This window comes from Sinomonas soli, assembly GCF_054782415.1.
This window is the reverse complement of sequence record NZ_BAAGSN010000001.1, coordinates 1-12105: the sequence shown is the minus strand read 5'-3', so window position 1 is coordinate 12105 and position 12105 is coordinate 1. Positions and strand designations below refer to the sequence as shown.

At 69.2% G+C, this 12105-nt stretch carries 10 protein-coding genes; 8 read left to right on the top strand and 2 right to left on the bottom strand.

Annotation, left to right across the window (positions count from 1 at the left end; all coding sequences use genetic code 11):
* Nucleotides 1-44: 44 nt before the first annotated feature.
* Nucleotides 45-191: a hypothetical protein gene (locus ACYVKZ_RS00050; protein WP_460989914.1), complete on the bottom strand. Its 147-nt coding sequence runs from the start codon at nucleotides 189-191 to the stop codon at nucleotides 45-47.
* 319 nt (nucleotides 192-510) lie between these two features.
* On the opposite strand from ACYVKZ_RS00050, the gene ACYVKZ_RS00045 reads away from it, so the two are divergent.
* From ACYVKZ_RS00045 to ACYVKZ_RS00010, 8 genes are all read left to right on the top strand, one after another.
* The gene (locus tag ACYVKZ_RS00045) at nucleotides 511-1710 is read left to right on the top strand and encodes an NAD(P)/FAD-dependent oxidoreductase (RefSeq protein WP_460989913.1); all 1200 of its coding nucleotides are present in this window, start codon (nucleotides 511-513) and stop codon (nucleotides 1708-1710) included.
* A 61-nt stretch (nucleotides 1711-1771) separates the two neighbouring features.
* A complete protein-coding gene (locus ACYVKZ_RS00040) occupies nucleotides 1772-2941 on the top strand; it encodes an aromatic ring-hydroxylating oxygenase subunit alpha (protein ID WP_460989912.1) in 1170 nt (389 codons plus the stop codon).
* Between the two features lie 31 nt (nucleotides 2942-2972).
* The gene (locus tag ACYVKZ_RS00035; RefSeq protein ID WP_460990068.1) at nucleotides 2973-3323 is read left to right on the top strand and encodes a bifunctional 3-phenylpropionate/cinnamic acid dioxygenase ferredoxin subunit; all 351 of its coding nucleotides are present in this window, start codon (nucleotides 2973-2975) and stop codon (nucleotides 3321-3323) included.
* A gap of 373 nt (nucleotides 3324-3696) precedes the next feature.
* Nucleotides 3697-5376: a choline dehydrogenase gene (gene betA, locus ACYVKZ_RS00030; protein ID WP_460989911.1), complete on the top strand. Its 1680-nt coding sequence runs from the start codon at nucleotides 3697-3699 to the stop codon at nucleotides 5374-5376.
* Nucleotides 5373-6485, top strand: a complete 1113-nt coding sequence (locus ACYVKZ_RS00025) for a quaternary amine ABC transporter ATP-binding protein (RefSeq protein ID WP_460989909.1) — start codon at nucleotides 5373-5375, stop codon at nucleotides 6483-6485. Before betA ends, ACYVKZ_RS00025 begins: the two co-directional genes overlap by 4 nt.
* The gene (locus tag ACYVKZ_RS00020; RefSeq protein WP_460989907.1) at nucleotides 6482-8551 is read left to right on the top strand and encodes an ABC transporter permease; all 2070 of its coding nucleotides are present in this window, start codon (nucleotides 6482-6484) and stop codon (nucleotides 8549-8551) included. Before ACYVKZ_RS00025 ends, ACYVKZ_RS00020 begins: the two co-directional genes overlap by 4 nt.
* Before the next feature lie 13 nt (nucleotides 8552-8564).
* Complete coding sequence (locus tag ACYVKZ_RS00015; protein ID WP_460989905.1) at nucleotides 8565-9542, top strand: ABC transporter substrate-binding protein; 978 nt, start codon at nucleotides 8565-8567, stop codon at nucleotides 9540-9542.
* Nucleotides 9530-11104: an aldehyde dehydrogenase family protein gene (locus ACYVKZ_RS00010; RefSeq protein ID WP_460989904.1), complete on the top strand. Its 1575-nt coding sequence runs from the start codon at nucleotides 9530-9532 to the stop codon at nucleotides 11102-11104. The genes ACYVKZ_RS00015 and ACYVKZ_RS00010 overlap by 13 nt, the downstream gene beginning before the upstream one ends.
* A gap of 7 nt (nucleotides 11105-11111) precedes the next feature.
* Here the strand turns inward: ACYVKZ_RS00010 and ACYVKZ_RS00005 are convergent, their stop codons facing one another.
* Nucleotides 11112-11924, bottom strand: coding sequence for an IclR family transcriptional regulator (locus tag ACYVKZ_RS00005; protein ID WP_460989902.1), 813 nt, complete (start codon nucleotides 11922-11924; stop codon nucleotides 11112-11114).
* Nucleotides 11925-12105 lie beyond the last annotated feature (181 nt).

The following is a 12105-nucleotide window of genomic DNA, read 5'->3' as shown; positions in this document are numbered from 1 at the left end:
AAAGACCAGCGCCGAGGGGGCTGCCGCCCCGTCGGCGCGCGCGGTCATGCCCAGACCGAGTAGCCGTCCCACTTGTCATAGAGCTTGCGGCGTTGGACGCCCCGCGGGGCGATCCAGAGGATGGAGTCGTCGGCCGTGGCCTGTTCGACTTCTCCCGTGGCGACGTGCTGGCCCTCGAGCCACACTTCCACGGTGCGCCCTATCAGTCGGGACCAGTCCTCCCGCTGGCCGCGTCCGCTCCGCGTCTTGGGTGCACAGGTCCGCTCCATCGCCGACCACCAGCCTCTCCGATCGCTTATATGCGTCTGATATATCAGGACCGTACGCGCATGCCGGGCCGCGGTCAACCACTATGGGCGGAGTTGGAATGTCTGCGCGGAGGTGACATCTTTCGGGCGTTTTAGGAAACCCTTGACGCCCCACTGTGGCGTCGCTCACTGTTGTGCATACCGAAACGAGTTGCGGTAAAAGCAATTGGTCTCGCAGCGGTCAGCCCACCTCAGGAGCACGATGAAGACTCTCGCCGTCGTTGGAGCATCCCTTGCCGGTCTCTCCGCCGCCCGCGCCGCCCGGGCCGAGGGGTTCGACGGCCGGCTCGTCCTGATCGGCGATGAGCCGCACCGGCCCTACGACCGCCCGCCGCTGAGCAAGGACTTCCTCAGCGGGAAGGTCGGCCCGGACGCGCTGCGGCTTGAGGAGGCGACTGAGGACCTCGCAGCCGAGTGGATCCTCGGGCGGCGGGCCGCCGCCCTGGACCCGCGGGGGCGTGCGGTGGTGCTCGAGGACGGGACGAGGCTCGAGGCGGACGGCGTCGTCCTGGCGACCGGCTCCACAGCGCGGGTGCTCCCGGCGCTCCACGGCTTCGAGAACGTCCACACCCTCCGCACGCTCGATGACGCCCAGCGGCTCCGGGAAGCCCTCGCTCCCGGGGCGCGCCTCCTGGTGGTCGGAGCAGGCCTCATCGGGGCCGAGGTGGCCTCGACAGCCCGGGCTGCAGGGGCCGATGTGGTGATCCTCGCCGGTCAGGGCGCCCCGCTGGGCCGCTGCCTGGGCCCGCAGATGGGCGCCGTCCTGGCCGGGCTGCACGCCGCCAACGGGGTCCAGCTCCTCCAGGGCGTGGGAATCGAGGCGGTACAGGCCGCGGGAGCGCAGGTCCGCTCGGTCGAGCTCACCGGCGGACGGGTGATCGAGGTCGACGCCGTGCTGGTCGCCGTGGGCGGCGAGGCCGCCACCGGCTGGCTCGCCGGCTCCGGACTCGAGCTTGCGGACGGCGTGGTCTGCGACGAGCACGGCCGCACGCGGCTGCCCGGCGTCGTCGCGGTCGGAGACTGCGCGGCGTGGCGCGACCACCACCTCGGCCGCCCGCACCGGCTCGGTCACTGGAATGCCGCCCTCGCCCAGCCGGCGCGTGCCGTCCGCGCACTGCTCGGCGGCCCCGACCCTGAGCCGCAGCCCGCGCTCCCCTATTTCTGGTCTGACCAGTACGGCGTCCGCATCCAGTTCAGCGGCCACGCCGAGCTCGCCGACCGGGTCGAGATCGAGGCGGGCGACGCCGACAGCCACAGCTTCCTGGCCGCGTACTACCGCGGAGACGACCCCGTGGGGCTGCTCAGCTGTGCCCAGGCCAAGCTCTTCGCGAAGCGCCGCCGCGACGTCGAACGCGCCCAGCGGGCCCGCATCGCCGAGACGCTCGGTGCCCTCCTGAACTAGGCGCCCCCGCGCCGCCCCCGAAGATCTGCCCTCTCATCCCATCACCCGAGTAGGAGAAGACATGACCACTGCACCTGAGAAGACCGAGGCCGCCAAGGGCGGAGTGAAGATCTCCGACAGCCTCATCGCGACCCTTCCCGGCTCGACGTACGTCGACGAAGCCGTCTTCCGTGCCGAGCAGGAGCGCATCTTCGAGCAGATGTGGTTCTGCGCAGTCCGCTCGGCCGACCTCGACGGGCCCGGAACCTTCAAGACCGTCCAGATTGGCCGCGAGAGCGTGATCGTCTCCCGCAACCGCAAGGGCGAGATCCGGGCGTTCTTCAACATCTGCCGGCACCGCGGCGTCAAGCTCTGCATGGAGGACTCGGGCAAGGCGGAGCGCGCCTTCCAGTGCCCCTACCACGCGTGGACCTACGACCTCGACGGCAAGCTCATCGCGGCGCCGAACCTGACGAAGATGCCGGACATCGACCGCCAGGAGTACGGCCTCGTCAAGGTGCACATCCGCGAGTACCTCGGCTACGTGTGGCTGTGCCTGGCCGAAGAGCCGCCCTCCTTCGAGGACGAGGTGATGGGCGCGATCGAGACCCGCCTGGGCGACGTCCACAAGATCGACGGCTACGACGTGGCGAACCTCAGCCTCGGCCGCCGCATCACCTACGACGTGAAGGCCAACTGGAAGCTCATCATCGAGAACTTCATGGAGTGCTACCACTGCGCGACCATCCACCCCGAGCTCACGGAGGTCCTGCCCGAGTTCGCAGACGGCCTCGCGGCCCAGTACTTCGTCGGTCACGGCGCCGAGTTCGGCGCCGACGTCAAGGGTTTCACGGTGGACGGGTCGGAGGGCCTCGACGTGATCCCCGGCGTCGGTGAGGACCAGGACCGCCGCTACTACGCGATCACCATCAAGCCGACCGTCTTCGTCAACCTCGTCCCCGACCACGTGATCATCCACCGCATGTTCCCGATGGCCGCCGACCGCACGATCGTCGAATGCGACTGGCTCTACCTGCCGCAGGTCGTCGAGAGCGGCAAGGACCTCGACGCCTCGGTCGAACTCTTCCACCGCGTGAACCTGCAGGACTTCGACGCGTGCGAGCGCTGCCAGCCGGCCATGGGCTCCCGGATCTACGCCCGCGGCGGAGTGCTCGTCCCGAGCGAACACCACATCGGGGAGTTCCATGACTGGGTCACCTCCAAGGTCGGCGACGTCATCCCGGCGAACTAGCGGTAGGGAGAAGAGCCACATGAGCGAGAACCTGAAGCACATCTGTCCGCTGTCGGAGCTGGCGCGGGGCGACTCCATGAGGATCGAGACGCGGCCCCCCATCGCGCTGTTCCACACTGAGGACGGGGAGCTGTTCGCGATCGACGACACCTGCACGCACCAGGATGCCTCGCTTGCGGACGGGTACGTGGAGGGGTGCGAGGTCGAGTGCCCCCTCCACGCCTCCAAGTTCAGCCTGCGCACCGGCACCGTGGACGCGCCCCCGGCCAAGCTGCCGGTCCGGGTCCACGCTGTGGAGGTCCGCGACGGCGAGATCTACCTCCAGGAATCCGACGAAGTGCCCAACCTTCCCCCGGGGATCACGGTCGACGGCCACGTCTGAGGAGGCGCGAGGAGCATGGAACAAGAACTGCAAGCCCCTCGCGAATATGAAGTAGATGCTTCCGAATACGACTGATATACCACCCGAGCTTACGGGTCTCTTCCGGCGTGGGTCAATGGGCCAATCGGGCTCCATGTTTCGTCGCGGTGACATTCTTCTGACCCCTTCGAAAATGCTTGACACTCCCTTTGGGGGTGCCCCACTGTTGTGCCAGCCGAAGCCTGTTGCACCTTATGCAATTACCCCGAGGCCAGTACGCCTCAGCCTCTGAACTCCCACCTCTTTGCACCGCCTACCCCCCAGGAGAAGACATGACGACTGCACTGGAGAAAGCCGAAGCCGCGAAGGCCGGGGTCACAGAACGGCCCGCATCGTGACCGCCACGACCTATGACTACGTGATCGTCGGCGGCGGAAGCGCCGGGTCCGTCCTCGCCGACCGGCTGAGCGCGGCCGGCGACCGCACGGTGCTGGTGCTCGAGGCCGGCCGCAGCGACTACCCCTGGGACCTCTTCATCCAGATGCCCGCCGCCCTCACCTTCCCGAGTGGGAACCCACTCTACGACTGGCGCTACGAGTCAGACCCGGAGCCGTTCATGGGCGGGCGCAGGGTCGCGCACGCCCGCGGCAAGGTCCTGGGCGGCTCGAGCTCGATCAACGGGATGATCTTCCAGCGCGGGAACCCGCTGGACTACGAGCGCTGGGGTGCGGATCCCGGCATGGAGAGCTGGGACTTCGCCCACTGCCTCCCCTACTTCAAGCGCATGGAGAACGCCCTCGCAGCCTCCCCCGAGGACCCGTTCCGGGGCCATGAGGGTCCCCTCATCCTCGAGCGCGGGCCTGCCACCAACCCGCTGTTCCAGGCATTCTTCGACGCCGCCGTCCAGGCCGGCTACCCGCGTACGGATGACGTGAACGGGTACCGCCAGGAAGGCTTCGGACCGTTCGACCGCAACGTCCACAAGGGCGAGCGCTACTCGGCATCCCGCGGCTACCTGCGCCCCGCCCGACGGCGGCCCAACGTCACCGTGAAGACGCTGGCCACCGTGACCGGCATCGAGTTCCAGGGAACGCGGGCCACGGGGGTCAGCTACCGCCGCGGCGGCCAGAGCCACACGGTGAGCGCGGGAGAGGTCATCCTCTGCGGCGGCGCCTTCAACACCCCACAGCTGCTCCAGCTCGCCGGCATCGGCGATCCGCAGCACCTCCGGTCGGTCGGTGTCGCGCCGCGCGTCGCGCTCCCCGGCGTCGGGGAGAACCTCCAGGACCACCTCGAGGTCTACATCCAGCACGCGTGCCTGCAGCCAGTCTCCCAGCAGCCTTCGCTGGATCTCTGGCGCATGCCCTTCATCGGCCTGGAGTGGCTGCTGGGGCGCAAGGGGCCGGCGGCGACGAACCACTTCGAGGGCGGCGGGTTCGTGCGCTCGAACGACGACGTCGCCTACCCGAATCTCATGTACCACTTCCTCCCGGTAGCAGTGCGCTACGACGGGAAGAAGGCCGAGGTCGAGCACGGCTTCCAGGTGCACGTCGGACCCATGTACTCGGATGTGCGCGGGCACCTGAAGATCCGCTCGGCGGATCCGTCGGCGCGCCCCTCGATCGTGTTCAACTACCTCTCGACCGAGAACGATCGCCGCGAATGGATCGAGGCCATCAACGTCTCCCGCGAGATCCTCCGCCAGCCGGCCATGGCGCCATTCAACGGCGGGGAGATCTCTCCAGGGCCGTCCGTCACGACCGAGAAGGAGATCCTCGACTGGGTCGCCCGGGACGCCGAGACCGCCCTGCACCCCTCGTGCACGGCGAAGATGGGCCCGGCCTCGGACCCGATGGCCGTCGTCGATCCCCACACCATGAAGGTCCACGGCACCGAGGGGCTGCGCGTCGCCGACGCCTCCGCCATGCCCTACGTGACCAACGGCAACATCTTTGCCCCCGTGATGATGCTCGCCGAGAAGGCCGCAGACCTCGTCCTCGGCCGAGAGCTCGCTGCCCAACCCGAACCCTTCTACCGCCACACCCCGCTCAGCCAACTCGAGGAGGCATCATGAGCGCCCCGACTCTGGACCCCGAAACTACACGCCGCGCGGCGCGCCGCGCGGACTCCAACGAGCCCGCCCTCAAGGTCGAGGGCCTGTGGAAGATCTTCGGTGCGAAGGCCGACAAGATCATCGGCACGCCCGATGAACACCTGACCCGGAAAGAGCTGCAGACCAAGACCGGCTGCCTCGCGGCCGTCAAGGACGTCTCCTTCGAGGTCGAGCCGGGCGAGGTCTTCGTGGTCATGGGGCTTTCGGGCTCGGGCAAGTCGACCCTCGTGCGGCTGCTGACGCGGCTCATCGAGCCGACCGCGGGGCGGGTCAGTATCGACGGCGAGGACGTCACCTGTGCGAGCAAGGCCAAGCTGCGTTCCATGCGGCGCAACCACATGGCCATGGTGTTCCAGCAGTTCGGCCTCCTCCCGCACCGGAAGGTGATCGACAACGTGGCGTACGGCCTCGAGGTCCGCGGCGAGGGCAAGTCGGCCAGGCTCGCCCGGGCCCAGGAGATGGTCGACCTCGTGGGCCTCTCCGGCTACGAGAACTCGTTCCCCGACCAGCTCTCGGGCGGCATGCAGCAGCGTGTGGGCCTGGCCCGGGCGCTCGCGGTGGACCCGCAGGTGCTGCTGTTCGACGAGCCGTTCTCTGCCCTGGATCCGCTGATCCGCCGGGACATGCAGAACGAGGTGTGCCGGCTGCACGAGGAGGTGGGGAAGACGATGGTCTTCATCACCCACGACCTCCAGGAGGCGCTCAAGCTCGGCGACCGCATCCTCATCATGCGTGACGGCGAGATCGTCCAGATCGGCACTCCGGCCGAGGTCGTGGCCCACCCCGCTGACGACTACGTGCGGGACTTCGTCTCCGACGTGCCCCGCTCCCATGTGCTCACGCTGCGCTACGTCGTCCGTCCTCCGCGGCCCGACGAGTCGCTCGAGGGACCCGTGATGCAGTCGGACTGCGTGGTGCGCGATGCTGCCCGGCAGGTCCTGCAGTCCTCTCTGCCCGTGCGGGTCTACGACGGCGAGCGCTTCCTCGGCGTGGTCGACGACGACGACATCCTGCGCGTGGTCGTGGCCGAGGAGGACTCCGCGACGGCCGAGATGGGCGGTCCCGCATGAGCACGGTGGCGACGGACCGCGCGGAGACCGCCGCCGTACCTCCTGCCGGAGCACGCGAGCGCGGCGCGGAGCCGGCGACCCGGCCGCCGACATCGGCAGCAGCCTTCGTCCGACGCCGCTGGCGCCCGGTGCTGCTGGGCGGCGTGGCCGTCGCGTGGCTCGTGCTGTGGGGCCTCTTCCGGGGAACCCAGACCCTCGAACTCGGGGGAGCGGACAAGACCGACGTCCACCTCTGGCTCAACGGGCTCCGCGACGGCTTCGACACTGCGCGCACCCAGTCCCCCTTCTTCACCTCGGTGGTGCAGCCCATCACCGACGGCCTCAACGGCGCCGTGGCCTTCCTGCAGCACCTCCTGAGCCAGCCCTCGGCAGTGCGGCCCGTGCCCGAGATCGGGTGGCTCGGTGTCGTGGTCCTGCTGGCCTGGCTGGCGTTCGTGCTCGCGGGCGTCCGCTCGATGATCCTCGTGGCTGCGTGCGTGCTGCTGTTCGGCTTCTTCGGCTACTGGCAGCAGAGCGTCGACACGCTCATCGTGACCTTCGTCGCCGTCGGCCTCTGCGCGGTGGTGGGGCCCCCGCTGGGGATCTGGATGGCGCGCAGCCGCCGCGTCTCGGCGTTCCTCTCTCCGCTGCTGGACCTCGCGCAGACCCTGCCCTCGTTCGCCTATCTCGCACCGCTGGCCCTCGTCTTCGGGATCGGCCCCGCCTCGGCGATCGTCACCACGATCATCTATTCGCTCCCGCCGCTGGTGCGCATCACCGAGCACGGCATCCGGAACGTCTCACCCACCACGCTCGAGGCGGTCACGTCGATGGGCGGGACCGCATGGCAGACGCTGACCAAGGTGCAGCTGCCCATGGCACGGCGCACGATCGTCGTCGGCATCAACCAGTGCACGATGGCTGCCCTGTCCATGGCGACCATCGCCGCGCTCATCAACGGTCCCGGGCTCGGCCAACCGGTCCTGCAGTCGCTGCAGTCCCTCGACGTCGGCTCCGCCTTCGTCTCGGGCCTCGCGATCGTCCTCATGGCGATCATGCTCGACCGCACGACGACGGCAGCCTCCGAGCGCTCGGGGATCGAAGCCCGCGTCCAGCGCGGCTCCCGCAGCGCGGGCCTGCGCGGGCCCCAGGGCCGGCGCGCCGTGGTCATCATCGGCGCCGCCGTCGCCGGGGTCGCCATCTGGCTCTCGCACAACTACCTCGCCTTGGCGAAGTTCCCCGCCTCACCGGACCTCGGCGCCCCGCTCGCCCAGGCCATCTCGGCGGCCACCGACTGGACGGTGCACACGTTCTCCGGCTTCACCGAGTGGCTCAAGGAGGCCGTCACGGCCCTCCTGGTCAACCCGCTCGAGTCGCTCCTGGCACAGTCGCCCTGGTGGGCCATGGCCCTCGTGCTGCTCGGCATCGCCTTGGCCCTGGGCGGCCGGCGCGCAGGCGCTGCCACGCTTGTGTGCGAGGCGGTCATCCTCGGCACCGGGCTCTGGAACGAGAGCATGAAGACCCTCGCGACCACGCTCGTGGCGACCTTCCTCGTGGTGATCGCCGCCGTCATCGTGGGCGTCCTGATGGGACGCAGCAGGCTCGTCGACTCGATCGTGCGGCCGGTGCTGGACGCGTTCCAGACCATCCCCTCGTTCGTGTACCTCGTCCCCGCCCTGGCCCTGTTCGGTCCCACCCGGTTCACGGCTATCGTCGCCGCCGTCGCCTACGGCGTCCCCATCGCCACCAAGCTCGTCGCGGACGGCATCCGCGGCGTGTCGCCGGTGACCGTCGAGGCCTCGGAGTCGATGGGCACCACGCCATGGCAGATGGTCGCCAAGGTCCAGCTGCCCATGTCCAGGGCCGCTGTCGTCCTCGCCGCCAACCAGGGCCTGCTCTACGTCCTGTCCATGGTCGTGGTCGGTGGACTCGTCGGCGGCGGGGGCCTCGGCTACCTCGTCGTCTCCGGCTTCTCCCAGAGCCAGCTGTTCGGCAAGGGCCTCGCAGCCGGCATCGCCATTACCGCACTCGGAGTCATGCTCGACCGCATCACCCAGCACGCCGCTGCCCGCCTGGGCCGCGCCTGATCAAGGAAGTGCCATGAAGAAAACCCGAATTTCCCCGGCGCTGAAGAAGAAAGCCAGCGGTGCCGTCCTGCTCACCGCCCTCCTCGGGCTCACTGCGTGCGGCGGGGACATCTCCGCCGCCTCGTCCACCGCGAGCGGGGGCGCCAAGTGCGGCGCCTTCAACGTCGCGGTCAACCCCTGGGTCGGCTACGAGGCGGACGCCTACGTGGTCGGCACCCTCGCGAAGGACAAGCTCGGCTGCACCGTCAACTACAAGACCCTCAAGGAAGAGGTCGCGTGGCAGGGCTTCGGCAGCGGTGAGGTGGACGCCGTCCTCGAGAACTGGGGCCACCCGGACCTGACCGACAAGTACATCAAGCAGCAGAAGACCGCGGTCGACGCCGGCTCCACCGGCAACACCGGAGTGATCGGCTGGTACGTGCCGCCATGGATGGCCAAGCAGTACCCGGACATCACCGACTCCAAGAACCTCAACAAGTACGCCGACCTCTTCAAGACGTCCGAGTCGGGAGGCAAGGGCCAGCTGCTCGACGGCGACCCCTCCTACGTCACCAACGACGAGGCCCTCGTGAAGAACCTCGGCCTGAACTTCAAGGTCGTCTACGCCGGCTCCGAGCCGGCGCTCATCCAGGCGTTCCGCCAGGCCGAGCAGAACCACACCCCGCTCATCGGCTACTTCTACGAGCCACAGTGGTTCATGGCCGAGGTGCCGCTCGTGAAGGTCAACCTCCCGGCCTACACGGACGGCTGCGACGCGGACGCCGCGAAGGTCGCCTGCGACTACCCCAAGTACGACCTCAACAAGGTGGTCTCCACCAAGTTCGCCAACTCCGGCAGCCCGGCGTACAACCTCGTCAAGAACTTCCACTGGACCAACCAGGATCAGAACACGGTCGCCGGGTACATCGCGAAGGACGGCATGAGCCCCGACGCGGCCGCCAAGAAGTGGATCGACGCGAACCCTGACAAGGTGGCGGCATGGCTCAAGTAGCAACCCTGTCCGGGGCCACGGAGCAGGCCAGCACCGGACCGGTGAAGGGGCTCTATGTCGACGGCGCCTGGGAGCAGGCGGCCGACGGCGCGACGTCCACCGTGCGCTGTCCTGCGGACGGGCGGGAGGTCGCCGTCGTCGTCTCCTCGAGTGCCCAGGACGCCGAGCGGGCGATTGCCAGCGCCCGGGCGGCGTTCGACGCCGGTCCCTGGAGGCGCATGACGGAGATCGAGCGGGGGGCCGTGATGCTCCGCGTCGCGGACCTCCTCGAGCGGGACAAGGCCCGCTACGCCCGCGCCGAGGCGCTGGACACGGGCAAGCGCCTCGTCGAGGCCGAGTACGACATCGACGACATCGCGGCGTGCTTCCGCTACTACGGCAAGGTCGCGGGCCTCGATGTCGGCCGGGTCATCGACACCGGGCGCCTCGACGCGATCAGCCGCGTTGTCTACGAGCCCCTCGGCGTGTGCGCCCTGATCGCACCGTGGAACTACCCGCTCCTGCAGGCCGCGTGGAAGGTGGCTCCCGCGCTCGTCGCCGGCAACTCGTTCGTCCTCAAGCCGAGCGAGCTGACACCCTCGACGTCGATCCTGCTCATGGAGACGCTGGCCGAGGCCGGTGTGCCGGCAGGCGTCGCGAACCTCGTCACAGGCAGGGGGTCCACGGTGGGGGGCCCACTGAGCGCCGACCCGAGGGTGGACCTCGTCTCGCTCACCGGGGGGCTCTCCACCGGGCAGACGATCATGGCGGCCGCCGCGCAGACGGTCAAGCGCGTGGCCTTCGAGCTCGGGGGGAAGAACCCGAACGTGGTCTTCGCCGATGCGGACTGGGACTCCGCGGTCGACAATGCCCTGACGGCCGTCTTCCTGCACTCCGGCCAGGTCTGCTCGGCAGGGGCGCGGCTCGTGGTCGAGGAGTCGATCGCTGAGCGCTTCGTGGCCGAGGTCGTCGAGCGGGCCCAGACGATCCGGATGGGGGGCCCCTTCGATCCGGATGCCGAGACGGGGCCGCTCATCTCGGCCAAGCACCGGGAACAGGTGCATGCCTACGTCCAGGCCGGCATCGCCGAGGGCGCCGAGCTCCTGTGCGGCGGCTACATCCCGGCGCAGGGCCCCCTCGCGGACGGCTTCTTCTACCCGCCCACCGTGCTTGGCGGCTGCCGGGTGGGCATGAGCGTGGTCCGGGAGGAGTCCTTCGGGCCCGTGCTCACGGTGGAGACGTTCCGCGACGAGGCCGAGGCCATCGCGATCGCCAACGACACCGAGTACGGACTGGCAGGAGCGGTCTGGACCTCCGACGCCTCCAGGGCCCAGCGCGTGGCGGGCGCCCTGAGGCACGGGACGGTGTGGATCAACGACTACCACCCCTATGTCCCGCAGGCCGAGTGGGGCGGCTTCGGCAAATCGGGAATCGGCCGGGAGCTCGGTCGAGCAGGCCTGGACGAATACCGCGAGGCGAAGCACATCTGGCAGAACCTCAGCCCCGCCCCCAGCGGATGGTTCGGCGCGGACGCCGGGGGGACCGCCGCCGGCGCGGAGACCGAGCACGGGGCGAGCCGCTAGGCACAGCTCAGCGTCCGGCCTCCTGGGAGCGATCCTGGGAGGCCGGACCACCCATGAGCTCAGTGATCTCCTCGCCTGCCCTGATGACCGCCTTCACGGTCCCCGGGTCCGTGGCGGGATCGAAGCGGAAGGCCGGCCCGGAGAGGCTCACGGCCCCGATCACATCCCCCATGTGCCCGAACACGGGCGCCGCGATCGCGTTGAGCCCTTCCTCCAGCTCCCCGCGCGTGGAGGCATAGCCCCGCCGCACGATGTCCGGAAGCTCCTTCATGAGCTCCGCCCGACTGAGCGTGTGCGGCGTGAAGGACGTCAGCTCGGCCCGCCGGAGCAGTTCTTCCCGATCACTCGCGTGGAGGTAGGCGAGGAAGACCTTGCCGCTCGAGGTCGAATGCAGGGGCGTGAGGCTGCCGATCCAGTCGAAGCTCGCGAGGTTGGCCGAGCCCATCGCCTGGTCCACGTTGACCGCATAGACGTCGCGGCGCACGGCCAGGTTCACGGTCTCGCCGTACTGCTGGGCGAGGTCTTCGAGCACGGGCCGCGCGGCGTGGACCAGGCTCAGGCGACGCGGGATGGAGCTCGCGATGCGCAGGAGACCGACGCCGAGCTGGTACTTCCCGCGCCGGCTGCTCTGCTGCACAAAGCCATGGGTCTCAAGGGCGCCGAGGATGCGGGAGGCAGTGGACTTGTGCACGCCCATGCGCTCGGCCATGTCGCCGACCGCGGCGCTCCCCTCCTGGGCGAGGATCTCGAGGGCCCTGACGACCCGTTCGACGGCCTGCACGCCGTTGCCGGAACGCGCCTCGTCTGGGTCATCGGACACCAATGGGTTCCCCATGGGCTGATTCTGCCAGACCCTGTGCTACGGAGTGAGCCGTCCCACAGGCCAGCGTGGCCTGTGGGGCGGGGTGGGGGTCAGTGGCCGCGGGTGATCCAGTTCTGGAGGTGGGGGGCTTCGGTGGCGATGGTGGTGGGGTCGCCGTGGCCGGTGTTGACGGTGGTTT

What these genes read in the sequence shown, in the direction of transcription:
- ACYVKZ_RS00045 (WP_460989913.1), top strand. Translation starts at nt 511, where the DNA reads ATGAAGACTCTCGCCGTCGTTGGAGCATCCCTTGCCGGTCTCTCCGCC.
- ACYVKZ_RS00040 (WP_460989912.1), top strand. Translation starts at nt 1,772, where the DNA reads ATGACCACTGCACCTGAGAAGACCGAGGCCGCCAAGGGCGGAGTGAAG.
- ACYVKZ_RS00025 (WP_460989909.1), top strand. Translation starts at nt 5,373, where the DNA reads ATGAGCGCCCCGACTCTGGACCCCGAAACTACACGCCGCGCGGCGCGC.
- ACYVKZ_RS00020 (WP_460989907.1), top strand. Translation starts at nt 6,482, where the DNA reads ATGAGCACGGTGGCGACGGACCGCGCGGAGACCGCCGCCGTACCTCCT.
- ACYVKZ_RS00015 (WP_460989905.1), top strand. Translation starts at nt 8,565, where the DNA reads ATGAAGAAAACCCGAATTTCCCCGGCGCTGAAGAAGAAAGCCAGCGGT.
- ACYVKZ_RS00010 (WP_460989904.1), top strand. Translation starts at nt 9,530, where the DNA reads ATGGCTCAAGTAGCAACCCTGTCCGGGGCCACGGAGCAGGCCAGCACC.